This window comes from Pseudomonas sp. 3MA1, from assembly GCF_029237275.1.
Taxonomy (GTDB): Bacteria; Pseudomonadota; Gammaproteobacteria; order Pseudomonadales; family Pseudomonadaceae; genus Aquipseudomonas; species Aquipseudomonas fluorescens_AP.
The window spans coordinates 65,753-92,387 of sequence record NZ_JAACFX010000009.1; the positions used below are offsets into that span (position 1 = coordinate 65,753).

Here is a 26,635-nt window from a genome sequence, read left to right on the forward strand (position 1 = left end):
CCAGATATGCAAATCCCCCCGTTGCGCCTGAGCGCGACGGGGGGATAGGGGAGGCAGCGTGGAGGCTTACTTGATCCGCTGGCCTGGCTTGGCGCCGCTGTCCGGGCTCAGCAGGTAGATCTCTTCGCCGCCAGGGCCGGCAGCCATCACCATGCCTTCGGAGATGCCGAACTTCATTTTCCGCGGCTTGAGGTTGGCGATCATCATGGTCAGGCGACCATCGAGCTTGGACGGATCCGGGTAGGCGCTCTTGATTCCGGAGAACACGTTGCGTTGCTCATCACCGATATCCAGGGTCAGGCGCAGGAGCTTGTCGGCGCCTTCCACGGCTTCGGCCTTGACGATCAAGGCGACGCGCAAATCAACGGCGGCGAAGGTGTCGAAGTCGATTTCCGGCGACAGCGGATCCTTGGCCAGTTCGCCGTTGCCTGCTGGCGTGGCGGCACCGGTGTCGGTCTGGCTGGCGGTCAGGTCTTCTTTGGAGGCGTCGGTCATGGCTTGGACTTTTACCGGGTCGATCCGCGTCATCAGCGGCTTGAATTCATTGAGCTGATGGTTGGCCAGCAACTGCTGGTGGTCGTTCCAGGTCAGCGGGGCAACGTTGAGGAAGGCCTCGGCGTCGGCGGCCAGCAGCGGCAGCACCGGCTTGAGGAAGATCACCAGTTGGCGGAACAGGTTGATACCGGTGGCGCAGATGGCCTGCACCTCGGCCTGCTTGCCTTCCTGCTTGTTCAACGACCACGGGGCCTTGTCGGCGATCCAGGCGTTGGCGCGGTCGGCCAGTGCCATGATTTCGCGCATGGCACGGGCAAAGTCGCGGGCTTCATAGGCGTCGGCGATGCTTGGCGCGGCCGCCAGGAAGGCTTCGGTCAGCTCGGGGGCGGCATTGCTGTCGACCATCAGCCCGGCATTGCCCTTGTGGATGAAGCCGGCGCAACGGCTGGCGATGTTGACCACCTTGCCCACCAGGTCGGAGTTGACCTTCTGCACGAAGTCTTCGAGGTTCAGGTCCAGGTCGTCGACGCCACGGCCCAGCTTGGAGGCGTAGTAGTAGCGCAGGTATTCCGGCGACAGGTGCTCCAGGTAGGTGCGGGCCTTGATGAAGGTGCCGCGGGACTTGGACATCTTCTGGCCATTGACCGTCAGGTAGCCGTGGACGTTGATGCCGCTCGGCTTGCGGTAGCCGGCGCCTTCGAGCATGGCGGGCCAGAACAGGGCGTGGAAGTTGACGATGTCCTTGCCGATGAAGTGGTACAGCTCGGCAGTGGAGTCCTTGCCCCAGAACGCGTCGAAATCCAGTTCCGGACGACGGGCGCAGAGGTTCTTGAAGCTGGCCATGTAGCCGATCGGCGCGTCCAGCCACACGTAGAAATACTTGCCCGGCTCATCCGGGATCTCGAAGCCGAAGTACGGCGCGTCGCGGGAGATGTCCCACTGCTGCAGGCCGGCATCCAGCCATTCGGCGATCTTGTTGGCCACGGCGTCCTGCAAGGTTCCGCTGCGGGTCCAGCTTTGCAGCATCTGCTGGAAGTCCGGCAGCTTGAAGAAGAAGTGCTGGGAATCCTTGAGCACCGGGGTGGCGCCGGAGATCGCCGACTTCGGATCCTTCAGATCGGTCGGGGCGTAGGTGGCGCCGCATTTTTCGCAGTTGTCGCCGTACTGGTCCTCAGTGCCGCACTTCGGGCAGGTGCCCTTGATGAAGCGGTCGGCCAGGAACATCTTCTTTTCCGGGTCGAAATACTGGGTGATGGAGCGCGTGGCGATGTGCCCGGCGTCCCGCAGCTTGAGGTAGATCTGACTCGACAGCTCGCGGTTTTCTTCGGCGTGGGTCGAGTGGAAGTTGTCGAAGTCCACCAGGAAGTCGGCAAAGTCGGCGCTGTGTTCGGCCTGGACGTTGGCGATCAGTTGTTCCGGGGTGATGCCTTCCTTTTCCGCGCGCAACATGATGGCCGAGCCGTGTGCGTCGTCGGCGCAGACATAGATGCATTGGTTGCCGCGATGCTTCTGGAAGCGCACCCACATGTCGGTCTGGATGTACTCAAGCATGTGGCCAAGGTGGATGGAACCATTGGCATAGGGCAGGGCGCTGGTGACGAGGATCTTGCGTGGCTCGGACATGGGGCTCGGCTACTTGATGAAACGGAGGTCGGCCACTATAAAGCGCCAGCGCGGATTTTTCACCCTTCCGGACAGATTGTGCGCAGCAGGCTCCCTCGCCACGAAGGAGTCGGCGGCGTAGGATAGCCGGCTGATTTTCCAGTCTTGTTATCGGAGTTGCCCATGAGCGCCGTCAATCGCGCAGCGGTGGAAGCCGTCCTTCGCCAATACACCGACCCTTACCTGAACCAGGACCCGGTCAGCGCCGGCTGCGTGCGGGACATCGACGTCCAGGGCGACCGGGTCACGGTCCGCATGGAGCTGGGGTATGCCGCCGGTCTGTTCAAGAGCGGCTGGGCACAGATGCTGCAACTGGCCATCGAGGGCCTGGATGGCGTGAGCTCGGCCAAGGTCGAGATCACCAGCGTGATCGCCGCGCACAAGGCCCAGGCGCAGATCCCCGGCCTGGCCAACGTCAAGAACGTGGTGGCGGTGGCGTCCGGCAAGGGCGGCGTGGGCAAGTCCACCACCGCGGCCAACCTGGCCCTGGCCCTGGCCCGCGAAGGCGCCAAGGTGGGGATTCTCGATGCCGATATCTATGGTCCGAGCCAGGGCATCATGTTCGGCATCGCCGAAGGCACCCGGCCGAAGATCAAGGACCAGAAGTGGTTCGTGCCTATTGAGTCCCATGGGGTCGAGGTCATGTCCATGGCCTTTCTCACTGACGACAACACGCCGATGGTCTGGCGCGGTCCGATGGTTTCCGGTGCCTTGCTGCAATTGGTGACCCAGACCGACTGGGGCAACCTCGATTACCTGGTGATCGACATGCCGCCAGGCACCGGCGACATCCAGCTGACCCTGGCGCAGAAAGTCCCGGTGGCCGGCGCGGTGATTGTCACCACGCCCCAGGACCTGGCGCTGCTGGATGCGCGCAAGGGTGTGGAGATGTTCCGCAAGGTCAACATCCCGGTGCTGGGCGTGGTGGAGAACATGGCGGTGCACATCTGCTCCAACTGCGGCCATGCCGAGCATCTGTTTGGCGAAGGCGGCGGCGAGAAGCTGGCCAGCCAGTACGACGTCGAGCTGCTGGCCTCGCTGCCGCTGTCGATGCTGATCCGCGAGCAGGCCGACGGCGGCAAGCCGACGGTGATCGCCGAGCCGGAAAGCCAGATCGCCATGGTCTACCAGGAATTGGCGCGGCATGTCGGCGCGCGCATCGTGTTGCAGGAAGCCGCGGCGCCGGCGATGCCCAGCATTACCGTCAGCGATGACTGAAACCCTCGGACGGGCGAGTCATGCAGGAGCCGGCTTGCCGGCGAAGGCGGCCTCGAGATCGCTTTCGCCGGCAAGCCGGCTCCTACCGTTGCGATGACAGGATCAGACCCGCAGGCCGCCATCCAACTCCAGGATGCGTCCGGTGTAGTAGTCGTTCTCGAAGATGTACGCCGCCGAGTGAGCGATCTCTTCCGGCTTGCCCATGCGCTTGAGCGGAATGCCGGAAGTCATCTTCTCCAGGGCTTCAGGCTTCATGCCCAAGGTCATCTCGGTTTCGATAAAGCCCGGGGCAATGCCGGCCACGCGGATGCCATAGCGCGCCAGCTCCTTGGCCCAGGTCACGGTGGCCGCAGCGACCCCGGCCTTGGCCGCGGAATAGTTGGTCTGGCCGATATTGCCGGCGCGGGAGATCGACGAGATGTTGATGATCGTGCCGCTGTTGTTCAGCTCGATCATTTTTGCCGCCACTTCACGGGTGCAGAGGAACACTCCAGTCAGGTTGACGTCGATCACCGCTTGCCACTGGGCCAGGCTCATTTTGGTCATTTCGCCGTCCTTGACCTTGACCAGCAGGCCGTCGCGCAGGATCCCGGCATTGTTGATCAGGCCGTGGATGGCGCCGAAGTCCTCGGCCACCTGCGCCACCGTGTGGCTCACCTGTTCTTCATTGGCGACGTTGCACAGGTAGGCACGGGCCTCGACGCCGAGCGCCTTGCAGGCGGCGACCGCCTGGTCGAGTTTTTCCTGATTGAGGTCGACCAGGGCCAGTCGCGCGCCCTTGGCGGCGAAATACTCGGCCATGGAGCGGCCCAGACCTTGGCAACCGCCGGTGATCATGATTACTTTGTCAGTGAGTTGCATTCGCATGTCCCGCTAGCAGGTCTTGAAAGGTTGTCCTTTTGGCAGAGCCTCGACCGACCGCCGGACCTGATCTGGCTGCAGACGAGAATTGCCCCATTGGCGTAGCTGGAACAATGCTCCAGGCGCCCGTCCGTTTTCGACGGATTTTACAGAAGGAGTCATAAAGTGAGCGTTGAAGCTGCGAAGAATGCACGAGAATTGCTGCTCAAGGAATACCGCGGCGTTTTGTCGACGCACTCCAAGGCCATGCCGGGTTTTCCCTTTGGCTCCGTGGTGCCTTATTGCCTGGATGCCGAGGGGCGGCCGCTGATTCTGATCAGTCGCATTGCCCAGCACACTCACAATCTGCAGAAGGATTCCAAGTGTTCGCTGCTGGTGGGCGAGCGTGATGCCGACGACGTGCAAGCGGTTGGGCGCCTGACCTACCTGGCCGAGGCCGAGAAACTCGCGGATGAGCAGGCAATCGCCGCTGCGGCCGAGCGCTACTACCGTTACTTCCCCGAATCGCAGAACTATCACAAGGCCCACGATTTTGATTTCTGGGTGCTCAAGCCGGTGCGTCATCGCTACATCGGCGGTTTCGGGGCGATTCACTGGGTCGATCAGGTGACCCTGGCCAACCCGTTCGCCGGCAAGGCCGAGTCGAGCATGGTGGAACACATGAACAGCGATCATGCCAAGGCCATCGCCCATTACGTCCAGCTCACCGGGCTGCCTGACAGCGTGCCGGCGCAACTGGTCGGGATCGATGCCGAGGGCATGCATCTGCGCATTGCTCAGGCGCTGTACTGGTTGCCATTCCAGGCGCCTTGCAACACGCCGACACAAGTACGCGAAGCCCTGGTTTTCCTGGCTCACGCCGATCAATGGCCGAAAAAACCAGCCGTTGGCGCTTGAATTCACGAATTGGCGACGTCATTTACGGTCTACTGGAAGGCATTCTTCCGCAGAGGAAACCATTTGATGCGCCCTTTTCTGTTGCTCTTTTTGCTGTTCCCGGTGCTGGAGCTGTTCGTCTTCGTCAAGGTCAGCGCGGCCATCGGGTTTTTCCCGGCGCTGCTGCTGATCATTCTCGGTTCGATGCTCGGTGTGCTGGTATTGCGCGTGGCCGGCCTGGCCACGGCACTGCGTGCCCGTGAAAGCCTCAATCGCGGCGAGCTGCCGGCCCAGCAGATGCTCGAAGGCTTGATGCTGGCCCTGGGCGGCGGCCTGTTGATCCTGCCCGGTTTCGTCAGTGATGTGTTCGGTCTGTTGATGCTGTTGCCGATCAGTCGTCGCCTGCTGGCCAACAAGATGCGCCAGCGCGCCGAGGAGCAGGCCCTGCGCCAACGCGCTTTTGCCGATGACATGCGCGCGGCCCGCGGCGGCCCTGCGCCGCAACAGCCATTGGGCCGTGAGCCCAATGTCATCGAGGGCGAGTTCGAGCATCGCGACTCATAACTCAGCGGCTCCACTGCACGGCACCTTCGGGTGCCGTGTTCGTTTTTGGCGCAAGCCCTGTAAAAAAATCTCCGACCAGCCCTTGTAATAACCTTATGCGCCCTTATGTAACGGTCACCGCAAGGTTTCTGGTGCTTACACCAGACAGACTTCCGCGGCTCGCTTGTCGAGTCGCACCCGGCAAAGCCGGATTTGTTAACCCGCCGGTGTCGACACCGGCCGTTGAAAACCACAATTAGGAGAGATCGACAATGAAGCTTCGTCCTCTGCATGACCGCGTCGTCATCCGTCGCAGCGAAGAAGAATCGAAAACTGCCGGCGGCATCGTTCTGCCTGGTTCGGCTGCTGAAAAACCTAACCGTGGCGAAATCGTCGCTGTAGGTACCGGCCGTGTGCTGGACAACGGTGAAGTACGTGCGCTGGCCGTGAAAGTGGGTGACAAAGTGGTGTTTGGCCCGTACTCCGGCAGCAACACCGTGAAAGTCGATGGCGAAGATCTGCTGGTAATGGCCGAGAACGAGATTCTCGCTGTTATCGAAGGCTGATTTCCCGCGTATTTTCCCGCTACTACACAGTATTTAAGGAATATCGATCATGGCTGCTAAAGAAGTTAAATTCGGCGATTCCGCCCGCAAGAAAATGCTCACCGGTGTCAACGTTCTGGCTGACGCGGTAAAAGCGACCCTCGGCCCGAAAGGCCGTAACGTGATCATCGAGAAGAGCTTCGGCGCTCCGACCATCACCAAGGACGGCGTTTCCGTAGCCAAAGAAATCGAGCTGAAAGATCGCTTCGAAAACATGGGCGCGCAGCTGGTCAAAGACGTTGCCTCCCGTGCCAACGATGACGCTGGCGACGGCACCACCACCGCTACCGTTCTGGCTCAGTCGATCGTCAACGAAGGCCTGAAAGCCGTCGCTGCCGGCATGAACCCGATGGACCTGAAACGCGGTATCGACAAGGCCACCATCGCCATCGTCAAAGAGCTGAAAGGTCTGTCCAAGCCATGCGCTGATTCCCGCGCCATCGCTCAGGTCGGCACCATCTCCGCCAACTCCGACAACTCCATCGGCGACATCATTGCCGAAGCCATGGAAAAAGTCGGCAAAGAAGGCGTGATCACCGTTGAAGAAGGCTCGGGCCTGGAAAACGAACTGTCGGTCGTAGAAGGCATGCAGTTCGACCGTGGCTACCTGTCCCCTTACTTCATCAACAAGCCGGACACCATGGTCGCCGAACTCGACGGCCCGCTGATCCTGCTGGTGGACAAGAAGATCTCCAACATCCGCGAAATGCTGCCCGTGCTGGAAGCCGTTGCCAAAGCCGGCCGCCCACTGCTGATCGTGGCTGAAGACGTTGAAGGCGAAGCCCTGGCGACTCTGGTTGTGAACAACATGCGTGGCATCGTCAAAGTCGCTGCCGTCAAGGCACCGGGCTTCGGCGACCGTCGCAAGGCCATGCTGCAGGACATCGCCGTCCTGACCGGCGGTACCGTGATCTCCGAAGAGATCGGCCTGAGCCTGGAAAGCACCACCCTGGAGCACCTGGGTAACGCCAAGCGCGTGATCCTGTCCAAAGAAAACACCACCATCATCGACGGTGCTGGCGTTGAAGCGGACATCCAGGCTCGTGTGACCCAGATCCGTCAGCAAGTGGCCGACACTTCGTCCGACTACGACCGTGAAAAACTGCAAGAACGTCTGGCCAAGCTGTCCGGCGGCGTTGCAGTGATCAAGGTTGGCGCTGGCTCCGAAGTTGAAATGAAAGAGAAGAAAGCCCGCGTTGAAGACGCCCTGCACGCGACCCGTGCAGCCGTTGAAGAAGGCGTGGTACCTGGCGGTGGCGTAGCCCTGATCCGTGCTCTGCAAGGCATCAAGGACCTGAAGGGCGACAACGCCGATCAGGACGTGGGTATCGCTGTTCTGCGTCGCGCGATCGAAGCTCCACTGCGCCAGATCGTTGCCAACTCCGGTGACGAGCCAAGCGTGGTGGTGGACAAGGTCAAGCAAGGTGCCGGCAACTTCGGCTACAACGCTGCCACCAGCGAATACGGCGACATGATCGAAATGGGCATCCTGGACCCAACCAAGGTGACCCGTTCCGCGCTGCAAGCTGCATCGTCCATCGGCGGTCTGATCCTGACCACCGAAGCCGCTGTTGCTGAAATCGTGGAAGACAAGCCTGCAGCTGGCGGCATGCCAGACATGGGCGGCATGGGTGGCATGGGCGGCATGATGTAAGCCAGCCTTACCCCTGTACTGAAAAAGCCCCGCCGGTGAAAGCCGGCGGGGCTTTTTTATGCCCGAGATATGAGTGATGCGTAGATCTTCGCGGGCCAGCCCGCTCCTACAGAGGTGCATCGTTGTAGGAGCGGGCTGGCCCGCGAACGACTTCAGCGCTGGCTCAGTTCATCCGCCGCTGCCTTGGGCGCCTTCCAGCCCAGCAACTGCTGCTTGAAGCCATAACTGGCGCTCTGGTAGTAGCTGATGCCGCGCTGGATCAGCGGGTCGCTGTCCGGCACTCGGGATTCCTGGCTGGCGCCCAGGGCCTGGTCATGACGACGCAGCCCCTGGCGCGGGCTGAGAATCGCCAGGTCCTGTCCGTCGAACAGCCCCAGGTGCTGATAGTTGCCCACCAGGACCCGAGGCGGCAGTGGGTTGTCCTGCAGCAGGTTGCGCCCGAAGAAGGTCGACTCGTAGTCCAGGTTCAACAGCCCCAGCAGGGTCGGCGCCAGGTCGATCTGACTGGCCAGCTGTGCACTTTCCCGCGCTGGAATCAGCTTGGGGGCGTAGACGAACAGCGGAATCTGATAGTTGCTGATGGGCAGGTCTTCCTTGCCCGCGCTGCCCGCCGTGTGGTCGGCGACGAACACGAAGATCGTGTTGTCGAACCAGGGCTTTTGCCGCGCGGCGTTGAGGAACTCGCCGATGGCGTAGTCGGTGTATTTCACCGCGCCGTCACGGCCATTGCCGGACTTGATGTCGATCCGGCCATCGGGGTAGGTGTACGGCCGATGGTTGGAGGTGGTCATCAGTTGCAGCAAAAAGGGCCGCTGCTGGGCGTAGTCGGCATCGGCCAGCTTCAGGGTCTGGCTATAGAGGTCTTCGTCGGCCATGCCCCAGGCGTTCTTGAAGTGGATCTCGGATTCCTCGACGCTGCTCTGGTCCACCACCCGGTAGCCGTTGCCGCTGAAAAAGGCGTTCATGTTGTCGAAGTAACCGCGTCCGCCGTAGACGAACACGCTGTCGTAGCCCACGGCGCGCAGTTGCTGGCCCAGGCTGGCGAAGCCGCTTTCACGGCCGATGCGTTTGACGATCGAGCGCCCCGGAGTGGGCGGGATCGCCAGGGTGATGGCTTCCAGGCCACGGTCGGTGCGGGTGCCGGTGGCGTAGAAGTTGTTGAAGTACAGGCTCTGTGTGCGCAACGCATCCAGGTTCGGGGTCAGGTTGCGGTCGTCGCCGTTGCTACCCATGTACTTGGCGCTGAAGCTTTCCAGGGTCACCAGGACGATATTGGGCGTGCGTGGGGTGCCCGGGTTATCGATGGCGCGGCGGATATCCAGCGGGTCCTGGCCAATGAAGCGGGCATTGGGCTCGTTCAACTCGGCGCGCATCTGTCGCGCCACGACCTCGGCGGGCAGGCTGCGATAGAACTGCGAGTAGTCCAGCTCGTTGTTGCGAAAGGCGGCAAAGAACTGATACGGGCCATTGCTCGCCAGCTCATTCTGATAGGCGTTGCCGCCCTGGGCGCGCGGGCTGTCCTGGCTGAGCAGTTGCAGACTGGCCGCGGCCACCAGCAACAGTCCCAGGCCGCTGAGTAGGCGGCCGCGCAGCGACGGCAAGGGCGCATCCAGGGCGGCCTCAAGCGGCTTGCGCAGCGCCAGGCTCAGGACGATTGCTGCCAGGGCCAGCAGGCCCATGAACCATCCGATCGGATAGGACTCGAGAATGTTGTTGAGGACTTCGTCGGAGTACACCAGGTAATCGACGGCGATGAAGTTGAAACGCACGCCGAACTCGTCCCAGAACAGCCATTCCGCCACGGCGGTGAAGAGCATGGCGAACAGGCTGATGCTGAACAGGCCCTGCACCAGCCAGCGCAAGCCGCGTCGGCGCCAAAGGCTTGCCGGGCACAGCAACAGGCCCAGCCCCAGGGGCAGGGCGGCGTAGGCCAGGAATCCCAGGTCATAGAGCAGGCCGACGCCGAACACGGGCAGCCAGCCGTTACCGGCTTCGTTGAGGTGGGTCAGCAGGAGGATGCTGCGGGTCAGCAGGAAAATCACCAGCCAGGTGCCGGTCAGCAGCAGCACCAGGCGCGCGGGCGCGGTCTTGAGAAGGTCCATCGAGGGGGTGTTCCTTGTGGGCAAATGCTTCGTAGTTTGAGGTTGTCGCTGTAGTCAGGTTGTGAGCCCTCAGTGAAAAACTCGTTAAGACATTGATCGGGCAACAGGGCTGCGGCAGCGGTCAGACAAGGCTGGCGGCGAGTCGGACTTGGCCTTAAGCTGCGCGAGCCAAGACGGCCGTAACTGTGTAGGGAGAGAGTTCCGATGCGAATTCTACTGGTTGAAGACAACCGCGATATTCTCGCCAACCTGGCTGACTACCTGGGGCTCAAGGGCTACACCGTGGACTGCGCCCAGGATGGTTTGTCCGGGCTGCACCTGGCGGCCACCGAGCATTATGACCTGATCGTGCTCGACATCATGCTGCCGGGAATCGATGGCTACACCCTGTGCAAGCGTCTGCGCGAAGATGCCCGGCGCGACACCCCGGTGATCATGCTCACGGCTCGTGACCAGCTGGATGACCGGCTGCAGGGCTTCAAGTCCGGTGCCGACGACTACCTGCTCAAGCCGTTTGCCCTCTCGGAACTGGCGGCGCGAATCGAGGCGGTGATGCGCCGTACCCAGGGCGGTGGTCGGCGTGCGTTGCAGGTGGGCGACCTGAGCTATGACCTCGACACCCTCGAAGTCACCCGCGAAGGGCGCCTGCTCAAGCTCAACCCGGTGGGCCTCAAGCTGTTGGCGGTGTTGATGCAGAAGAGCCCCCATGTCCTGCGCCGGGAAATTCTCGAAGAGGCCCTGTGGGGCGATGATTGCCCGGACAGTGACAGCCTGCGCAGCCATGTTCACCAACTGCGCCAGGTGATCGACAAGCCATTCGCCAAGCCGCTGCTGCACACCGTGCACGGTGTCGGCTACCGGCTGGCCGAGGGCCGTGATGGAGTTTAAGCAAAGCCTTGCCCAGCGCATCATCATCGCCTTTGCCTTGATGAGCGCATTGGTGGCGGGGGCATTCGCCATGGGCATCGTGGCGACCGTGCACCTGGTGGAGGAAAAACTCATCTCCGCTGGCCTTGGGGGCGACCTGCAACGCTTGTTGCTGATGGATAACGTGGCCGACTGGAGCCACCGTCCCGAGCCCGACCAACTGTTCTACTACAGCGGCGGTCGTGGCGATTTCGAGTTGCCCAAGGACCTGCGCCACCTGGACCCGGGCTTCCATGAAGTGTTTCGCGAGCAGCTGTCCTACCACGCCATGGTCGAAGTGGTGGATGGTCGGCGTTACGTGCTGCTGCAGGATCAGAGCGATTTCGAAGAGCGTGAGCGGGTGCTGTTTGCCGTGGTGCTGGTGGGGTTCGTCCTGAGCCTGGCGCTGGCGGTGTTCCTGGGCTGGATCCTGGCGCGTCGGGTGATGGCGCCGGTGGTGCGTCTGGCCCGTCAGGTACGGCATCGCGATCAGTTGCTGGGGCTGGCGCCGCCGTTGGCGCCGGATTATGCCGCCGATGAGGTGGGCGAATTGGCCATCGCCTTCGACGCCACCCTGGGGCGTTTGCGCCAGGCCTTGAGCCGCGAGCGGCTGTTCACCAGTGATGTCAGCCATGAACTGCGCACGCCGTTGATGGTGTTGGCCACCTCCTGTGAGCTGCTTCTGGAAAACCCCGGGCTGGACCAGCGCGGACGGGCCCAGGTTGAGCGCATTGCCCGGGCCTGCGAGGAGATGCGCGAGCTGGTGCAGACCTTCCTGATGCTCGCGCGTGCCCAGCGGGAAGACGCCGGCATGTCGCCGCAACTGACCCTGACGCAAGCCGCCACTGATTTGATCGGCCTGTGGCGCGAGTCCATCGAGGACAAAGGCATCGAGTTGATCTTCGAGCCCGGCCATCCCGGCGACGAGCGCTACAACGCCACCTTCCTGCATGCGGTGATGGGCAATCTTCTGCGCAACGCCTTGCACTACACCGAGCGGGGCTTTATCCGCCTGAGCCTCGAGCCGGGCGGGTTTGTGGTGGAAGACAGCGGCGTGGGCATTCCCGAGGAAAAACGCGAGGCGATGTTCCAGCCCTTCGTGCGCGGCGACGAAAAGCGCGGTGAAGGCCTGGGGTTGGGCTTGTCCCTGGTTCAGCGCATCTGTGAAAACCAGGGCTGGAGCGTCAGTCTCAGTACCATGATCCCCAATGGCTGTCGTTTTCACGTTCTGCTGCAACCAGCCAAGAGCTGAGTATCTTGATCCGGCCCTGCTCTGCAGGGCCCGTCACTTGTCGTTTTTTGGCCTGCTGTGGCCCTAGGCCATTGCCCGCAGGCTGTAAAAGTCTGAAATATTTTCCCCTTGGACGGTACGAAGTTTTCACAAAGGGATGACCTGTCGCTGACATGCCGCTGCTTAAGGTGGGGCCATCAGCTACAGGAGACCTTGATGATGGCCAAGCCGATCAAGCTGGAATTTTCCGACAAATACGATGCCCAACATGCCCAGGAATACCTGCTGAAGCATCAGGATGGCCTGGCGCGTCGGTTGTCCCACTGGCGTGACGAACACCTGGCCCGCGCGGCCCTGGCCGCTGCCGGTGAGCCCGGTCTGGTGCTGGACCTGCCCTGTGGTGCGGGTCGCTTCTGGCCGTTGCTGGCGCAGAAGGCCAACCGGGTCATTATTGGTGCGGACAATTCTTCGGCTATGCTGAGCACCGCCATGGCGGCCCAGCCCGCCGACGTGGTGAGTCGGGTACGGCCTTTGCAAACGTCCGCCTTTGCCATCGATTTGCCGGACAACGCCGTGGACTGCATTTTTTCCATGCGGCTGTTGCACCATGTGGGTCAGGCCGAGCATCGGATGGCGCTGTTACGGGAGTTTCAGCGAGTGACCCGCGACAGCGTGATTATCTCGCTGTGGGTTGATGGCAATTTCAAGGCCTGGAAACGCAAGCGCCTGGAGCGCAAGCGTTTGTCCGAATCGGGGCCAGAGGCTTACCAGAATCGCTTCGTGTTACCGGCCGCCACCGTCGAAAAAGAGTTCAGGCAAGCCGGTTTTCGTGTCCAGGAGCACCTGGATTTTGTTCCGCTCTACGCCATGTGGCGAGTGTACGTATTACGCAAGAGGTAACGGATGGCTGTTGAATCTGCTTCGCAAATGGATGTTGCACCCTCGGATCGCTTCGATGATTTCTGGAACAGGCAAGGTGAATGGGTCGAGGAACCCAATCAGCGTCGAGGCGGTGAAAGCGGGGTACAGCGCATTGTGAGCAGCAGCGGCCGTCTGCTCTATGCCAAGCGACAGATCGGACACACCTATCGCAGCGTGCTGCATCCTTTCGGGCGACCGACCGTCTTGCGCGAACTCGCCGCGTTGCAAGGCCTGCGGTTGCTCGATGTGGGGGTTCCGGAACTGGTGTTCTGCGGTGCCCGGCGCGATCCGCAGAATCGCTGGCAAGCCTTGCTGGTCACGGCGGCGCTCGATGGCTTTGTGGAAATCGACAACTGGTACGCCGCCGGTGAGCGTGAGCGCCATGGTGAAGCGTTCCATGAGCGGTTGCTGGAGGCACTGGCGGGGACCCTGGCGCGCATGCACAAGGGGCGCTGGCAGCATGGCTGCCTGTACGCCAAGCATATTTTCGTGCGGGTGGTGGGCGAGGGCGAGCAGGCCCGGCCACAGATCGCCTTGCTGGATTTCGAGAAGTGCCGGCAGCGCTTGAGCAGCCAACGAGCAGCCGCCCACGACCTCAAGCAACTGCGCCGCCATTCGTCGTGGAACGACACGGATTGGCAAAAGCTCTACTACTTTTACAAAACGGCGTTTGGCAGCCCCATCAAAGGTTTATAGCTATGAAGCTAGAAATTGCACGAGGTGTTTTCCTGGCAGGAGCCTTGGCAGTTGCTTCCTTGGCCCTGGTTGTCTGGGAGCAGCCGCGAACGCAGGTGCTCAGTGCCGCTCAAGGGGAACATTGCCCTTTGCCACGGGTCGCCAAATCGACAGCCGCCGCCCGGCCCGATCATGACTTGCTGTTGTTCATGTTCGGCATGAGCCAGGGTTTGAAACCCCAGAGCTGAACCTATTCTCCCGCCCAGCCAAAGGCCTCGCCATGCGAGGCCTTTGGCTTTTCTGACGCTTGGGCATCGGCGCCGGCCGCGGGCTGGTCAGACCAGATGCAAATGGTTGTCCCAGAGCCCGGCAGGCAGTTCCAGGGGTTTTGCCACAATCTGCTGCTGGCGACAGTCATAGAAGCGGCAACGGCCTTGGCCCGAGGTCACCACGAAGCCATCGGCCACGGCGCCGACCCCGGCGCAGTCCGGCAGCGGGGCATCGACCCGCACCGCACCGCTGTCCAGATCCCAGATGAAGAAGCGGTTGCCCCGTGGGGCGGTCAGGGCCACCAGGCGCAGGTCGCTGTGCACGGCGACGCTGGCGGTGTAGTGCCCCATGGCCTGCAACTGCTGTTCGGGGACCGGGAAAGCCGTGAAGGGCTGGCCCGGACGCTTGATCGCCAACAGCTCCGAGGACTCGTGGGCGGCGCCCATGAACTGCTGACCGGTGACGATGGTGCCGTCGCTGGCGATGCCCATGTGGCGCACGCTGTTCATCTGCTGGGCCAGGGTTTCCTTGCTCAGCAGGGTGCCGTCGCGCTGCATCAGCACCAGGCTCGGCTCCATGGCGTCGAGGTTCATCTCCACCCGGCTTTCGGCCTCGGTGCGGATACCGCCGTTGGCCACCACCAGGGTTTCGCCGTCGGGCATCCACGACACCTGGTGCGGGCCGATGCCATGGGTGGACAACTCGCCGCTGTGCACCAGGCGTTCGCCTTGAAAACGGTAGACCCCCAGCAGGCCGCGCCCCGGATCACGGGTGTCGTTCTCGGTGGCGTACAGCCATTGGCCGTCCTTGTGGATCACCGCGTGGCCATAGAAATGCCGGTCAGGCTGCGAGCTCAGGGTTTGCAGCAGGGTGCCGTCCCGCAGGTCGATCAGGTAGCTCTCGGTGCCCGGGCGTCGGGCCACGAACAGCGCGATCGGCAGTTGCGGGTGATTGATGATGTCGTGGCAACGCTGGCCGACCTGGGTGGCAAACAGCTGTTTACCGTCCAGCTGATAACCGACGGCGTAGTGCTTGCCGTCCCCATCGTCCCTGGCCGAAAGCAGCAAGGGCTGCTTGCCCTTTTGCTTGAACAGCGTCCAGCCGCCCAAGGTCACCGCACTGAGCAGCAGGCTGCCCAGTGCCAAAGCCTGACGTCGCAGCATCATCAGTCACCGTCGTTGGCGTTGAAGCCCAATTGGATCCCCAGCGCCTTGGCCAGTTCGCCTTCGTGCAGGCGGTGGACCACGTTGAGGCTGTCGTACAGGTCGTTGAGTTGCTGGCGCCCGGCGTCGTCATTGAGCATTTCAGTGAGTGAGCGCTGGGTGCTGGCAAAGAGTTTCAGCGAGGCGGCGTAGGCGGCGTCGATCTTGTCGGCCAACGGCTTCTGCTCGGCGGGCAGCAGGCCACGCAGGCCCTTGTTGTCGACCCCGGCCCAGACCGTCTGTGCGGCGCTGAGGCTGGCTTCCAGGCCTTGCAGGGACGACTGGCTGCGCCAGGCGTCGGCCTGGAACGGCTGGGGGATGCCCTTGGTCTGGCGGCCCATCGGCGTGCCGAGTTTCTTCTTCAGGGTATCCAGGGCGGTGACCTGGACCCGCAGCAGGTCGGCGATGGCTTCGTGGGAGTCGGCGTAGCGCTGGTTGGGGAACTTGCTCATCTGCGCGAGCATGCCGTCATTGGTGTTCCAGCTCGACAGGATCTCTTCGGCCAGTTGCTTCTGGCGTTCACCGATGGCGGTCAGCAGCGGGCAGTAGCGGGCTTTCTGCGCGCTGTCGGCCATGTCGATCTTGCTGTCGAAGAGGATGTATTCGTAGGCCGACAGGCCTTGTACCACCACGCTGGACTTGGCCAGGGTCGCGGCGTCGATCTGCGGGGTGGCGCTGACCAGTTGCTCGACCTGACGGCCCACCAGGTTCTTCTTGTCCGGCCAGAACTGCACCTGCCAGGAGCGGTTGCCCTCGGCCAGCGGACCGATCAGCAGCGGCTGCAGCTCGGCCCAGGCCTTTTGCGCGTGGAGGAAGTCGGCACGGGCGGTGTCCAGGCTTTGCTTGCCTTCACAGAAGGCCAGGGCGCTGATGGCCAGCTGGCGGTCGGCATCGACCCAGCGGCTGTAGGTCGGCAGGATGACCTGCTTGGCAATGGCCGCCGAGGTCACGGCTTGTGGGTCCTGGGGGGCGCAGGCGCCCAGAGCGAGTGCGGCCAGGCTGGTGAACAGCAGTTTGGGGCGGAACATGTTCGGGCTCCCTTTATGGTGGAGAAAACGGTTGAGTCGAGCGTTATAGAGAATTCAGGAAGGCCAGCAACGCAGCGCGCTGCTCGGCGTTGAACGCGAGCACCTGTTGCTTCGCGCCTTCGGCCTCGCCGCCGTGCCAGAGCACCGCTTCCATCAGGTTGCGGGCGCGGCCGTCATGCAGGAACTGGGTGTGGCCACTGACGGTTTCCGTCAGGCCAATGCCCCACAGCGGCGCGGTGCGCCAGTCGCGGCCACTGGCCTTGAACTCGGTGCGGTGGTCGGCCAGGCCTTCCCCCATGTTATGCAGCAGCAGGTCGCTATAGGGACGGATGACCTGGTTGGCCAATTCGGGTTCGGCGGCATTGGCTGCCGTGGTGAAACTCGGGGTGTGGCAGGACTGGCAACCGGCCTTGAAGAACAGGTTCTTGCCGGCCAGGACCTGGGGCGAGTCGACGTCGCGGCGCGCCGGTACCGCCAGGTTGCGGGTATAGAACAGCACCAGGCGCAGGATGTTGTCACTGACCTCCGGCTCGCCGTCCGGACCATTGCCGTTGGGTGCCTGCTTGCACGCGGTTTGCGCCTCGGTGCAGTCGTCGACGGGCCGCAGGCTGGTGGTCAGGCCCATGTCGCCGGAAAACGCGTGAACATTCTGTTGATTGAGATTGGGTTGTCCGGCTTTCCAGCCAAAGCGTCCGAGCACGGTCTTTTGCTGGGCGTCATCCCAGACCCAGTTGGGGCGCCCGGCGATGGCCCGGTTGCCGGCAGCTGGTTGGGCGTTGGCGAGGATCGCCGCTTCGGGAATGGCTTCCAGCAGCCCCAGGCCGATCATCGGCGGCGCCACTCGGGCGGAGAACTGCGTCTCGGGATGCATCGGGCCGTAACCCAGATCGGTGATCTGCAGCCTGGGCTTGCGCAACTCCACCAGGCTGCCGTCCTTGAACCTTACCGGCACGCTGTCGTAATCGACCCGGACCCGGCCTTCGGGAGCGACGCCGGGAATCGCCATGTCCTGCAACTGGCCGCCGTATACCGGTTCGGGCACCACGCCGAGCTGTTCGATGACCTTGGCGTAGGCCGGGGCATCCGGGATCGACAGGCGCACCAGCATGGACACCGCGTTCAGGGCATCCGGTGCGGGCGGATGGCCGCGGCCGTCCTTGATGTGGCAGTTCTGGCAGGCATTGGTGTTGAACAGCGGGCCCAGGCCGTCGCGGGCGGTGGTGGTGGAGGGGGCGATGACCCAGGGGTTGCGAAAGAAACTGTTACCCACGCTGAAGTCCAGGCGTCGGGTGGCCGGCAGATTGGCCGAGGGCAGGGAAAACGCGTTGCGATCCGCCTTGTTGACCGTGGTGGCGCCGCCGGCGCGGGCTTCACCGGGTTCGGCCCGGGTAAAGCGTGGAGCGTCATCGCAGGCACTCAGGCCCAGGGCCATGATCAGAGCGAACCAGCGAAGCTGCGACGAAGGCATCGGACATCCTGCAAGACGAGCAAAACAAGGGCGCAAAGTCTAACAGGCTGCTGAAGTTTGAATAAGAGGAATTATCGTTTGGTTTGACGCAGGACAAGCTTGCCGAGGGACGGCTCACCCCAGGCGCTGCAGTCTCGCTGCGACAAAAAAAGGCGACCCGAAGGTCGCCTTTTTGGCTCACGCGGCGCTGATCAGAACTCGTGATCGGCGTTGTCCGGGTTCAGGTCGCTGATGCCCAGTTTGCCGGCGGCCTGCTCGATCGAACCGGTCTGCTTGACCAGGGCGGCGATGGCGTCGCGCACGATCTGGTTGCCGGATTCGTTGCCTGCGGCGATCAGTTGGTCGTAGTGCTCACCCTTGTTGGCGTGGTCGACCATGATCTGGATCTTGGCTTCGGTAGCGGCCAGATCGGCTTTCAGGGCGGCGTCGGCGGCGGGGTCGGCCTTGGCCACCAGGGACGACAGGCTGGCGCCGGTCATCTTGGTGCCGTCGACACGGGTGTATTCGCCCAGGTAGACGTTGCGAATGCCCTTGGCGTCGTAGAAGTGCGAGTTGTGGGTGTTGTCGCTGAAGCAGTCCTGCTCGTCTTCAGGCGAGTTGGCTTCCAGGGACACTTTCATCCGCTCGCCGGCCAATTCGCCCAGAGACAGGCTGCCCATGCCGAAGAGCATTTTGCGCAGGCCGGTTTCGGCCGGTTCCGCTTCCAGGGTGGCGCGGTAGTTGTCGGCCACGTCCGGTTTCCAGTTGCCGACCATTTCTTCCAGGTCGTTGACCAGCAGTTGGGTCACGGCTTTCAGATAGGCGCGACGACGATCGTTGTGGCCGCCGGTAGCACCTGCGCCCTCCAGATAGTCGGACGCCGGACGCGCGCCGGCGCCGGGACCGGTGCCGTTGAGGTCCTGGCCCCAGAGCAGGAATTCGATGGCGTGGTAGCCGGTGGCGACGTTGGCCTCGGCACCGCCCAGCTCGTTCAGGCTGGCCAGGGTTTCCGGGGTGATGTCCTTCACGTCGATCTTGTCTTCGCCGACCTGGATCTCGGTGTTGGCGATGATATTGGCGGTGGCGCCGGGGTTGCCCAGGGCGTGTTCATAGCTCTTGTCGACGTAGTCGATCAGGCCTTCGTCCAGCGGCCAGGCGTTCACCTGACCCTCCCAGTCATCGATGATGGTGTTGCCGAAGCGGAACACTTCGCTCTGCAGGTAAGGCACGCGCGCGGCCACCCAGGCAGCCTTGGCGGCCTTCAGGGTTTCGTCGTTGGGCTTGGCGAGGAAGGCATCGATGGCGGTTTGCAGGGTTTTCGCGGTGGATTCGGCGTCGCTGTAAACGGCAAATACCATGTCGGCGTAATGCGCGACCACAGCCTTGGCCGCGGCTTCGTCGACCTTGCCCGCGGCGTCGTTGGCCGGGGTGGCAGTGCTGGCAGCCGGGGTCGGCGCTTGAGCGGCAGCCTTGTCGTCTTTGCCTTCGCCACAGCCGGCGAGGGAAATAGCGATGGCCAACAGACTGGCGGTAGCCAGAGGCATACGAATCATGGCGAACATCCTGCTTCGAGAGGGGGAATGGACGGCGCGTGGGGGCGCGCAAAACTGCGACATAATGCGAAAGATTTGCATTATGTGTAAAGGGTCGTACCTGTAAATATTTCTTATTCAGCGGGGGATTGCGTCAACCGAGGGGCCGGCGCAATGCCTGTTCAGAGGATGGCCGCGTTACTGCGCTGCGCCTGTTTCAGGTAGGCGCTCAACTCCCGGGCCGGCAGGGGTTTGCTGTAGTGGTAGCCCTGACCTTCATGACAGCCTTCGGAGATGATGTAGGCCTCCTGTTCGGCGGTTTCCACGCCTTCGGCAATCACTTGCATGCCCAGGCTTTTGCCCAGTTGGATGATGGCGCGCACGATGGTGGCATCGTCGTCGTCATCCAGCAGGTCCTGGACGAAGCTCTTGTCGATCTTGATCTTGTCCAGCGGCAGGCTTTTGAGGTAGCTCAGGGACGAATAGCCGGTGCCGAAGTCGTCGATGGCGATCAGCGCCCCGGAGCGGCGCAGGCTCAGCAGGTGCTGGGCGGCGGTGCTGATGTCTTCCATCAGGCCGGTTTCGGTGACTTCCAGTTCCAGGCTGCGCGGCGGCAGGCGATAGATCTGCAGCAGGTTGTTGACCACCCGCGGCAGCTCGGCGTGGTGCAGTTGCACCGTCGACAGGTTGACCGCCATGCGCAGGTCGGTGAAGCCCATGTCGTGCCATTCCCGCAATTGGCGACAGGCCTGGTCCAGTACCCATTCGCCGATGGCGATGATGGTGCCGTTCTGCTCCGCCAGGGGAATGAACAGGTCCGGCGGCACCAGGCCGTGTTCGGGGTGCTGCCAGCGGATCAGGGCCTCGACCCCCACTACCCGATGGTCGCGATAGCTGATCTGCGGTTGATAGACCAGGAAGAACTGTTCCCGGATCAGGGCCTCGCGCAGGTCCTTTTCCAGTTCCCGGCGCCGGCGCATCTCGCTGTCGACGCTGGCGATGTAGAACTGATAACGGTTGCGTGAGCGGCTCTTGGCCAGGGTCATGGTCTGTTCGGCTTTCTGCAGGAGTTTTTCCGTGCTGTCGCCGTCTTCCGGGAACAGGGTGATGCCGATGGTGGCGCGCAGGCGGATTTCCTGATGATCCAGAGCAAAGGTGGCTTCCAGGTCGTCGAGGATGCTTTGCGCCAGTTCCGCCGCTTCATAGGGCTGTTCGATATCGGCCTGGACCAGGGCGAACTGGTCGCCGCCCAAACGCGCCAGGGCGCCGAGACGGCCGCTGTGACCACGCAGGCGGTCGGCCAGGGCCAGCAGCAACTGGTCACCGGTCTGGTAACTGAACTGTTCGTTGATGCCCTTGAAGTCGTCCAGGCCGACACAAAGCACGGCGACCCGGCGTTGCAGGCGGCCGGCGTCCACCAGGATCTTGTCCAGTTGCTGTTGCAGTTGCTGGCGATTGGGCAGGCCGGTGAGGAAGTCGTATTGGGCCATGCGCAGCAGGCTGTTTTCCGCCTCATGGCGCAAGTGGGTGTTGCGCTCGATGGAGGCCAGCAGCTGGTTGGCGGTATTGATCCAGATGCCCAGCTCGTTCTTTTCGTGGCCCTTGAGCAGGGGCAGTTGGTGTTCGCTGGGGCGGTCGGGGTTGATGGTGGTCAGGTGCTCGATGATCCGTGACAGCGGCTTGGTCAGCAGCCAGTGATAGACCAGGTACAGCACCAGGCCCATGGCCAGGGCGCGCAGGACTCCGGAGATAAAGATGATCACCGAACTGATGATGAAATCCTGGCCGTAGGTGGCGGTGTCGAGGGTAATGCTCAGGTCGCCGTAATACTCGCTGTAGGGGCCACGGCCAACCAGTTGGGTGGTGAAGGTGCGTTCCTGGCCAAGGATCAGATCCGTGAGCCAGCGACTGGGGGAATGCTGCAGCTCGCGGGATTTCTCCGCCAGCATGGTTTCGTTGGGGTGGCCAATGGAGGCCATGCGCACCGCGTCATCCTGGAACAGGCCTTCGATGACTTGCATGCCCATTTCCCGATCCAGGCTGTAGACCGCCTGTGTCGATGGGTCGCGAAACATGTCGAGAATGCGCTGGGCATCGTTAGCGACCGCCTGCCGCGTCTTGTAGGCGTCGAAGACGATCTGGGCGCAGCTCAGAACCACGCCGACGATGAGTGCCGACAGCAGCACAACCCGGAGCAACTTCACCGACAAGCTGTTTTTGAGTTCCAGCTTCAAAGGGCTATTCCTTGTTCCGTGCGTGTAGCGTCAAGTTGCCATGAGTATTGGCAATCCCGTGATAGCCGTCAAAGTGACATCAGCGCCGAAAACGGGACGTCTGCGGGCCAGGCCCGGGTGATCAGATTCAGGATTGCTATAGCTGTGGATAGTGTGTCGGTAGCGACGCCTTGCAACTTGAGGGGCGGCGTTGTTTTTTACATCAGATGAATCTTAGCGTCTCGGCTGCGCGGGACAAGATGCCAGCTTTGTCAGAGGCAAAAAAAAACCCGGCCAGGCCGGGTTTTTTGCACTGCAAACGGACTTAAGCGACGAAGTTCTTGCCTTCGAACTGCTCAGCCACGAATTTCCAGTTGACCAGGTTCCAGAACGCTTCGACGTACTTCGGACGAACGTTGCGGTAGTCGATGTAGTAGGCGTGTTCCCAGACGTCGCAGGTCAGCAGCGGGGTGTCGCCGCTGGTCAGCGGGTTGCCGGCGCCGATGGTGCTGGCCAGGGCCAGGGAACCGTCAGCCTTCTTCACCAGCCAGCCCCAGCCGGAACCGAAGGTGCCAACCGAAGTCTTGGTGAATTCTTCTTTGAACTTGTCGAACGAACCGAACGCCGCGTTGATGGCGTCGGCCAGTGCGCCGGTAGGTTGGCCGCCGGCGTTGGGGGCCAGGCAGTTCCAGTAGAAAGTGTGGTTCCAGACCTGGGCTGCGTTGTTGAAGATGCCGCCCGAAGAGGTTTTGACGATCTCTTCCAGAGTCTTGCCTTCGAACTCGGTGCCTGGCACCAGGTTGTTCAGGTTCACGACATAGGTGTTGTGGTGCTTGTCGTGGTGGTATTCCAGGGTTTCCTTGGAAATGTGCGGCTGCAGGGCGTCGTGTGCATAAGGCAGCGGCGGCAATTCGAAAGCCATGATGATTCTCCTAATCAGGTCAGTTGCGGTGAGCGCAAGGCCGATCACGGGCGGCCGGACATGCGCCGGGGAGTTTGTACTCTTTGCGGCGCAGGGACCGGATCATAGCACCGGGGGGGCGGCTTAACCACGCAACAACTGTGTGGGATAGAGGTTCCAGAGCCTTTTGGAATAAGTCACGCAGCGCTGATCAACTGCAACGCCACGCTGAACATCATCACCGCCACCAGCAGGTCGAGCATCCTCCAGGTGCCCGGGCGAGCGAGCCAGGGCGCCAGCCAGGCGGCGCCCAGGGCCAGGGTGAAGAACCACAGCAGCGAAGCGCTCGCCGCGCCGACCACATAGGCGCCTGGTTCAGTCTGCTGCGCCCCCAGCGAGCCGATCAGCAGCACGGTGTCCAGGTACACATGGGGGTTGAGCAGGGTCACCGCCAGGGCGCTGAGCATCACCGCCCGCAGCGAGCGCACGGTCTGGCCTTCGCCCTGTTGCAGGCTTTGCTTGGAGCAGGCCCGGCGCAGCGCCTGGGCGCCGTACCAGATCAGGAACGCCGCGCCGCCCCAGCGCGCCACGGCCAGCAACATCGGACTCTGGGCGAGCACGGTGGCCAGGCCGAATACGCCGGCGGCCACCAGCAGGGCATCGCAGGTGACGCACAGTGCCGCCACCGGCAGGTGGTGCTCACGGCGCAGACTCTGGGCCAGGACGAAGGCATTTTGCGTACCGATGGCCATGATCAGGCCGGCGGCCACCAACAGGCCGTTTACATAGCTTTGCCACATGATTACTGCTCCTCGCCGGCGGCCAGTTGTTGCAGGACCTGCATGGCCCGCCGGGCATCCGCCTGACCGACAAACAGGTGATCGTGGTAGTAGCCGGCGATCACGTTGCAACTGATCCCGGCCCGACCCAGCGCGCCGGCAAAGGCCGCCGTCAGGCCCACCGCTTCGAGTGCCGAATGCACATTGAGGGTGATCCAGGCGGCGACGTAATCGAAGACCAGTCCCAGGCGTTCGGCTTCCTGGCGCTGGATGATCACCGTCAGGCCTTCCTGTTCGCGAAAGCTGCCCAGCACCTCGGCGCCCTGCAACAGGCGCTGGTCAGCGAGGGAACAAAACACGTATTCGCCGTCGTTGAGCTGCGGGCTCATGCTGCGCAGCAGGGTTGCGAGGGAAGTTTCACCGGCCATGAACAGGATCCTTGAACGAAGAGGTATTACCGAAGCTTGAGGCTGGCTATTTTCCGGTTGTATGCCGTATAAGAAAAACCAATATTGCTGATCGCTCATTAGGAAAACTGATGTTTGACTATAAGCTGCTTTCTGCCCTGGCTGCGGTGATCGAACAGGCCGGCTTCGAACGGGCGGCCCAGGTGCTGGGGTTGTCGCAGTCGGCGATTTCCCAGCGCATCAAACTGCTGGAGGCCCGGGTCGGGCAGCCGGTGCTGGTGCGGGCGACACCGCCGGCGCCCACGGAAATTGGCCGGCGCCTGCTCAACCATGTGCAGCAGGTGCGCTTGCTGGAACGGGACCTACAAAGCCTGGTGCCGGCCCTGGATGAAGAAGGGCTGCCGGAGCGCCTGCGCATCGCCCTCAACGCCGACAGCCTGGCCACCTGGTGGGCCGAGGCGGTGGGGGACTTCTGCGCCGAGCACCATTTGCTGCTGGATCTGGTGGTGGAGGACCAGACCGTGGGTCTCAAGCGCATGCGTGCCGGGGAAGTGGCCGCCTGTGTCTGTGCCAGCGAGCGGCCAGTGGCGGGGGCCCGCAGCCTGTTGCTGGGGGCCATGCGCTACCGGGCCCTGGCCAGCCCGGCATTCATCGCTCGGCACTTTCCCCAGGGCGTGCGTGCCGAGCAACTGGCCCGGACCCCGGCGCTGGTGTTCGGCCCCGACGACTTCCTGCAGCATCGCTACCTCGCCTCCCTGGGCGTCAACGGCGGTTTCGAGCATCATCTGTGCCCGTCGTCCGAGGGCTTTATCCGCCTCACCGAAGCCGGCCTGGGCTGGGGCCTGGTGCCCGAGTTGCAGGTTCGTGAGCAACTGCAGCGCGGTTCGTTGGTGGAGCTTTTGCCGGATAAGCCCATCGACGTGCCGTTGTACTGGCATCATTGGCGCAACGGCGGGCAGTTGCTCGGCTTGTTGACCGAGCACCTGGCCCGTTTATCTGCACAATGGTTGGTGCCCTGGGAGCAGCCATAAGCGTCAAGCGACAAGCTGCAACTGGACAACGGCTAACGTGCAGCTTGTCGCTCGCAGCTTGCCCCTGCTTTTCTGTAGTTCGTCACTGCTTTTCTTAGGAATATTTCATGAAGATTCTGGTTACCGGCGCAAGCGGCTTCATCGGCGGGCGCTTTGCTCGCTTTGCCCTTGAGCAGGGCCTGGAGGTGCGGGTCAATGGCCGGCGTGCCGAAGCGGTGGAGCATCTGGTGCGCCGTGGCGCGGAGTTCATCCCGGGCGACTTGAGCGATGCCGATCTGGTCCGCGATTTGTGCCGCGACGTCGACACCGTGGTGCATTGCGCCGGTGCCGTTGGCCTGTGGGGACGCTATCAGGATTTCCATCTGGGCAATGTATTGGTCACCGAGAATGTGGTCGAAGCCTGCCTCAAGCAGCGGGTGCAACGCCTGGTGCATCTGTCTTCGCCGTCGGTCTATTTTGATGGTCGCGATCATCTGGGGCTGACCGAGGAACAAGTGCCCAAGCGCTTCAAGCACCCGTATGCGGCCACCAAGTACCTGGCCGAACAGAAGGTCTTCGGCGCCCAGGAGTTCGGGCTGGAGGTGATTGCCTTGCGCCCGCGCTTTGTCACCGGCGCCGGCGACATGAGCATCTTTCCGCGGCTGCTGAAGATGCAGCGCAAAGGCCGTCTGGCCATCGTCGGCAATGGCCTGAACAAGGTCGACTTCACCAGTGTGCACAACCTCAACGAGGCCCTGTTCAGTTGCCTGCATGCCGGCGGCTCGGCCCTGGGCAAGGTCTACAACATCAGCAACGGCGCGCCGGTGCCGTTGTGGGACGTGGTCAACTACGTGATGCGCCAGATGCAGGTGCCACAAGTCACCCGCTATCGCTCCTTTGGCCTGGCCTACAGCGTTGCGGCGCTCAACGAGGGGTTCTGCAAACTCTGGCCCGGGCGCCCGGAGCCGACGCTGTCGCGCCTGGGCATGCAGGTCATGGACAAGAACTTCACCCTGGACATCAGTCGCGCCCGGCATTACCTGGGCTATGAGCCCAAGGTCAGTCTGTGGAGCGCCCTGGATGAGTTCTGCACCTGGTGGAAGGCTCAGGACATCAGCTGAAATCAAAGACTGAACCCCGTTTGCCCGGTCCGGTCCATTGGCCGGGCTGATTAGCGGTTTATACTCGCCGCACTCAGCCATCACCGCGGTCCATAAAGGTTGCCCCATGCGTAACGATGCACACGATGAGTTCGATGACGTTCCAAGTCTGCGCGCCGATCCTCTCGACGACGATGTCTTCCCCACCACCCACGCTGCCCGCGAACGCACCACCGTGCATTCGCGCAGCACCCCGGTGGTCAAGGTCAAGGGGCCCGGCACCGGTCCTTTGTGGGCATTGGTCGGCGCGCTGTTCTTTGCCTTCATCGGTCTGGCCTGGTGGAGCTTCCAGCAGATCTCGCTGATGGAGCAGCAACTGGTGGCGACCCAGGAGAGCTTCGCCAGGATCAGCGAAGAGGCCGCCGGACGCTTGCAGGACATTTCCGGCAAGGTGGTGGCCAGCCAGACCAATGTCACCACCGACAGCGAAGCGTTGAAGCTGCAGATCAAGCAGCTGGAAAACCGCTTGCAGGACCAGAGCCGACAGCAGCAGGGCGTTGCAGGCCAGGCCACCGACCTGGACAAGCGCCTGGCGCAGATGAGTGCCCAGACCACTGAACAGCAGGCGGCCAACAGCCAGTTGCAGGCCCAGGTCAAAGCCCTGAGCGCGGAGCTGGCGAGCCTCAAAGGCGCCCAGACCGATACCGGCAAGCTCGACGCCCAGCTCAAGAGTCTGAATGCCGATCTGGCTGCGTTGAAAAAGCAAGGCAACCCGAGCGCCGCCATCGAGCGCCTGGAGCAGGAACTGGTGGTGCTCAAGAGCGAACAGGACAATCGTCCCGCTGCCGCGCAGAGCGGCGCCAGCACCGCCGAGTTCGATGCCTTCCGTGGCCAGGTCACCCGCAACATCAACACCCTGCAAAGCCAGATCCAGAACCTGCAGCAACAGATCAACAACCGTCCTTGAAGGCTCAGCCCTCCCGCCGCCGGTAGCGTC

The 26,635-nt window shown here is 62.6% G+C and carries 24 protein-coding genes; 13 read left to right on the forward strand and 11 right to left on the reverse strand.

The features are described from left to right. Positions 1–66: 66 nt before the first annotated feature. Positions 67–2,118 (reverse strand): methionine--tRNA ligase, encoded by a 2,052-nt coding sequence (gene metG, locus GWQ44_RS22590; protein WP_179600078.1) that lies wholly within the window; start codon positions 2,116–2,118, stop codon positions 67–69. Positions 2,119–2,280: 162 nt separating this feature from the next. Here metG and apbC point away from each other — a divergent pair, with 162 nt between their 5' ends. Next, the gene (gene apbC / locus GWQ44_RS22595; protein ID WP_047305860.1) at positions 2,281–3,375 is read left to right on the forward strand and encodes an iron-sulfur cluster carrier protein ApbC; all 1,095 of its coding nucleotides are present in this window, start codon (positions 2,281–2,283) and stop codon (positions 3,373–3,375) included. Between the two features lie 102 nt (positions 3,376–3,477). Here apbC and GWQ44_RS22600 read toward each other — a convergent pair whose 3' ends face one another. Next, entirely contained in the window at positions 3,478–4,236 is a 759-nt protein-coding gene (locus GWQ44_RS22600; protein ID WP_275928301.1) for an SDR family oxidoreductase, read from the reverse strand. Positions 4,237–4,401: 165 nt separating this feature from the next. Between GWQ44_RS22600 and GWQ44_RS22605 the strand changes: the two genes are divergently transcribed. The 4 genes from GWQ44_RS22605 to groL all read left to right on the forward strand — a co-directional run bounded on the left by GWQ44_RS22605 (position 4,402) and on the right by groL (position 7,914). Beyond that, positions 4,402–5,133 carry a HugZ family protein gene (locus GWQ44_RS22605; protein ID WP_016965562.1) on the forward strand — a complete coding sequence of 244 codons (732 nt, stop codon included), beginning with the start codon at positions 4,402–4,404 and terminating at the stop codon, positions 5,131–5,133. A gap of 66 nt (positions 5,134–5,199) precedes the next feature. Beyond that, positions 5,200–5,676, forward strand: coding sequence for an FxsA family protein (locus tag GWQ44_RS22610; protein ID WP_016965561.1), 477 nt, complete (start codon positions 5,200–5,202; stop codon positions 5,674–5,676). Positions 5,677–5,927: 251 nt separating this feature from the next. Further along, on the forward strand, positions 5,928–6,221 hold the full coding sequence (locus GWQ44_RS22615) for a co-chaperone GroES (RefSeq protein WP_011063093.1): 294 nt from the start codon (positions 5,928–5,930) through the stop codon (positions 6,219–6,221). A 49-nt stretch (positions 6,222–6,270) separates the two neighbouring features. Further along, positions 6,271–7,914, forward strand: coding sequence for a chaperonin GroEL (groL, locus tag GWQ44_RS22620; protein ID WP_016965560.1), 1,644 nt, complete (start codon positions 6,271–6,273; stop codon positions 7,912–7,914). A gap of 152 nt (positions 7,915–8,066) precedes the next feature. Here the strand turns inward: groL and GWQ44_RS22625 are convergent, their stop codons facing one another. Further along, a complete protein-coding gene (locus tag GWQ44_RS22625; protein ID WP_275928302.1) occupies positions 8,067–10,016 on the reverse strand; it encodes an LTA synthase family protein in 1,950 nt (649 codons plus the stop codon). A gap of 204 nt (positions 10,017–10,220) precedes the next feature. Between GWQ44_RS22625 and colR the strand changes: the two genes are divergently transcribed. The 5 genes from colR to GWQ44_RS22650 all read left to right on the forward strand — a co-directional run bounded on the left by colR (position 10,221) and on the right by GWQ44_RS22650 (position 13,997). Beyond that, entirely contained in the window at positions 10,221–10,904 is a 684-nt protein-coding gene (gene colR, locus GWQ44_RS22630) for a two-component system response regulator ColR (protein ID WP_047305857.1), read from the forward strand. After that, positions 10,894–12,174, forward strand: a complete 1,281-nt coding sequence (locus GWQ44_RS22635) for a HAMP domain-containing sensor histidine kinase (protein ID WP_275928303.1) — start codon at positions 10,894–10,896, stop codon at positions 12,172–12,174. Before colR ends, GWQ44_RS22635 begins: the two co-directional genes overlap by 11 nt. 198 nt (positions 12,175–12,372) lie before the next feature. Then, positions 12,373–13,053: a class I SAM-dependent methyltransferase gene (locus GWQ44_RS22640; RefSeq protein WP_042941222.1), complete on the forward strand. Its 681-nt coding sequence runs from the start codon at positions 12,373–12,375 to the stop codon at positions 13,051–13,053. A gap of 3 nt (positions 13,054–13,056) precedes the next feature. Then, positions 13,057–13,770, forward strand: coding sequence for a lipopolysaccharide kinase InaA family protein (locus tag GWQ44_RS22645; protein WP_265532796.1), 714 nt, complete (start codon positions 13,057–13,059; stop codon positions 13,768–13,770). Between the two features lie 2 nt (positions 13,771–13,772). Beyond that, positions 13,773–13,997, forward strand: coding sequence for a hypothetical protein (locus GWQ44_RS22650; protein WP_103741451.1), 225 nt, complete (start codon positions 13,773–13,775; stop codon positions 13,995–13,997). 87 nt (positions 13,998–14,084) lie between these two features. Here GWQ44_RS22650 and GWQ44_RS22655 read toward each other — a convergent pair whose 3' ends face one another. The 8 genes from GWQ44_RS22655 to GWQ44_RS22690 form a co-directional block, all read right to left on the reverse strand. After that, positions 14,085–15,182: a DUF1513 domain-containing protein gene (locus tag GWQ44_RS22655; RefSeq protein WP_047305939.1), complete on the reverse strand. Its 1,098-nt coding sequence runs from the start codon at positions 15,180–15,182 to the stop codon at positions 14,085–14,087. A gap of 2 nt (positions 15,183–15,184) precedes the next feature. Next, complete coding sequence (locus GWQ44_RS22660) at positions 15,185–16,249, reverse strand: imelysin family protein (RefSeq protein ID WP_016966192.1); 1,065 nt, start codon at positions 16,247–16,249, stop codon at positions 15,185–15,187. Between the two features lie 43 nt (positions 16,250–16,292). After that, positions 16,293–17,717 (reverse strand): di-heme oxidoredictase family protein, encoded by a 1,425-nt coding sequence (locus GWQ44_RS22665; protein WP_275928304.1) that lies wholly within the window; start codon positions 17,715–17,717, stop codon positions 16,293–16,295. Between the two features lie 191 nt (positions 17,718–17,908). After that, positions 17,909–19,249 (reverse strand): imelysin family protein, encoded by a 1,341-nt coding sequence (locus GWQ44_RS22670; protein WP_016966194.1) that lies wholly within the window; start codon positions 19,247–19,249, stop codon positions 17,909–17,911. A 161-nt stretch (positions 19,250–19,410) separates the two neighbouring features. Further along, complete coding sequence (locus GWQ44_RS22675) at positions 19,411–21,462, reverse strand: GGDEF domain-containing phosphodiesterase (RefSeq protein ID WP_016966195.1); 2,052 nt, start codon at positions 21,460–21,462, stop codon at positions 19,411–19,413. A 304-nt stretch (positions 21,463–21,766) separates the two neighbouring features. After that, the gene (locus GWQ44_RS22680; RefSeq protein ID WP_016966196.1) at positions 21,767–22,363 is read right to left on the reverse strand and encodes a Fe-Mn family superoxide dismutase; all 597 of its coding nucleotides are present in this window, start codon (positions 22,361–22,363) and stop codon (positions 21,767–21,769) included. A 176-nt stretch (positions 22,364–22,539) separates the two neighbouring features. Further along, positions 22,540–23,142, reverse strand: a complete 603-nt coding sequence (locus GWQ44_RS22685) for a LysE/ArgO family amino acid transporter (RefSeq protein WP_047305852.1) — start codon at positions 23,140–23,142, stop codon at positions 22,540–22,542. A 2-nt stretch (positions 23,143–23,144) separates the two neighbouring features. Then, positions 23,145–23,549 (reverse strand): ACT domain-containing protein, encoded by a 405-nt coding sequence (locus GWQ44_RS22690; protein ID WP_016966197.1) that lies wholly within the window; start codon positions 23,547–23,549, stop codon positions 23,145–23,147. A 110-nt stretch (positions 23,550–23,659) separates the two neighbouring features. Between GWQ44_RS22690 and GWQ44_RS22695 the strand changes: the two genes are divergently transcribed. From GWQ44_RS22695 to GWQ44_RS22705, 3 genes are all read left to right on the forward strand, one after another. Further along, positions 23,660–24,559, forward strand: coding sequence for a LysR family transcriptional regulator ArgP (locus tag GWQ44_RS22695; protein ID WP_047305851.1), 900 nt, complete (start codon positions 23,660–23,662; stop codon positions 24,557–24,559). 107 nt (positions 24,560–24,666) lie between these two features. Then, positions 24,667–25,659, forward strand: a complete 993-nt coding sequence (locus tag GWQ44_RS22700; RefSeq protein ID WP_179600094.1) for an NAD-dependent epimerase/dehydratase family protein — start codon at positions 24,667–24,669, stop codon at positions 25,657–25,659. 106 nt (positions 25,660–25,765) lie between these two features. Continuing rightward, positions 25,766–26,605: an ATPase gene (locus GWQ44_RS22705; RefSeq protein ID WP_016966200.1), complete on the forward strand. Its 840-nt coding sequence runs from the start codon at positions 25,766–25,768 to the stop codon at positions 26,603–26,605. The last annotated feature ends 30 nt before the right edge of the window (positions 26,606–26,635 follow it).

Bases quoted from the DNA above. Each gene is read 5' to 3' on its own strand.
- GWQ44_RS22695 (WP_047305851.1), top strand. From the start codon at position 23,660: ATGTTTGACTATAAGCTGCTTTCTGCCCTGGCTGCGGTGATCGAACAG.
- GWQ44_RS22680 (WP_016966196.1), bottom strand. From the start codon at position 22,363: ATGGCTTTCGAATTGCCGCCGCTGCCTTATGCACACGACGCCCTGCAG.
- metG (WP_179600078.1), bottom strand. From the start codon at position 2,118: ATGTCCGAGCCACGCAAGATCCTCGTCACCAGCGCCCTGCCCTATGCC.
- GWQ44_RS22615 (WP_011063093.1), top strand. From the start codon at position 5,928: ATGAAGCTTCGTCCTCTGCATGACCGCGTCGTCATCCGTCGCAGCGAA.
- GWQ44_RS22685 (WP_047305852.1), bottom strand. From the start codon at position 23,142: ATGTGGCAAAGCTATGTAAACGGCCTGTTGGTGGCCGCCGGCCTGATC.
- GWQ44_RS22600 (WP_275928301.1), bottom strand. From the start codon at position 4,236: ATGCAACTCACTGACAAAGTAATCATGATCACCGGCGGTTGCCAAGGT.
- GWQ44_RS22625 (WP_275928302.1), bottom strand. From the start codon at position 10,016: ATGGACCTTCTCAAGACCGCGCCCGCGCGCCTGGTGCTGCTGCTGACC.
- GWQ44_RS22700 (WP_179600094.1), top strand. From the start codon at position 24,667: ATGAAGATTCTGGTTACCGGCGCAAGCGGCTTCATCGGCGGGCGCTTT.
- apbC (WP_047305860.1), top strand. From the start codon at position 2,281: ATGAGCGCCGTCAATCGCGCAGCGGTGGAAGCCGTCCTTCGCCAATAC.
- GWQ44_RS22650 (WP_103741451.1), top strand. From the start codon at position 13,773: ATGAAGCTAGAAATTGCACGAGGTGTTTTCCTGGCAGGAGCCTTGGCA.
- groL (WP_016965560.1), top strand. From the start codon at position 6,271: ATGGCTGCTAAAGAAGTTAAATTCGGCGATTCCGCCCGCAAGAAAATG.
- GWQ44_RS22705 (WP_016966200.1), top strand. From the start codon at position 25,766: ATGCGTAACGATGCACACGATGAGTTCGATGACGTTCCAAGTCTGCGC.
- GWQ44_RS22690 (WP_016966197.1), bottom strand. From the start codon at position 23,549: ATGGCCGGTGAAACTTCCCTCGCAACCCTGCTGCGCAGCATGAGCCCG.
- GWQ44_RS22635 (WP_275928303.1), top strand. From the start codon at position 10,894: ATGGAGTTTAAGCAAAGCCTTGCCCAGCGCATCATCATCGCCTTTGCC.
- GWQ44_RS22655 (WP_047305939.1), bottom strand. From the start codon at position 15,182: ATGCTGCGACGTCAGGCTTTGGCACTGGGCAGCCTGCTGCTCAGTGCG.
- GWQ44_RS22660 (WP_016966192.1), bottom strand. From the start codon at position 16,249: ATGTTCCGCCCCAAACTGCTGTTCACCAGCCTGGCCGCACTCGCTCTG.
- GWQ44_RS22645 (WP_265532796.1), top strand. From the start codon at position 13,057: ATGGCTGTTGAATCTGCTTCGCAAATGGATGTTGCACCCTCGGATCGC.
- GWQ44_RS22640 (WP_042941222.1), top strand. From the start codon at position 12,373: ATGGCCAAGCCGATCAAGCTGGAATTTTCCGACAAATACGATGCCCAA.
- colR (WP_047305857.1), top strand. From the start codon at position 10,221: ATGCGAATTCTACTGGTTGAAGACAACCGCGATATTCTCGCCAACCTG.
- GWQ44_RS22670 (WP_016966194.1), bottom strand. From the start codon at position 19,249: ATGATTCGTATGCCTCTGGCTACCGCCAGTCTGTTGGCCATCGCTATT.
- GWQ44_RS22610 (WP_016965561.1), top strand. From the start codon at position 5,200: ATGCGCCCTTTTCTGTTGCTCTTTTTGCTGTTCCCGGTGCTGGAGCTG.
- GWQ44_RS22665 (WP_275928304.1), bottom strand. From the start codon at position 17,717: ATGCCTTCGTCGCAGCTTCGCTGGTTCGCTCTGATCATGGCCCTGGGC.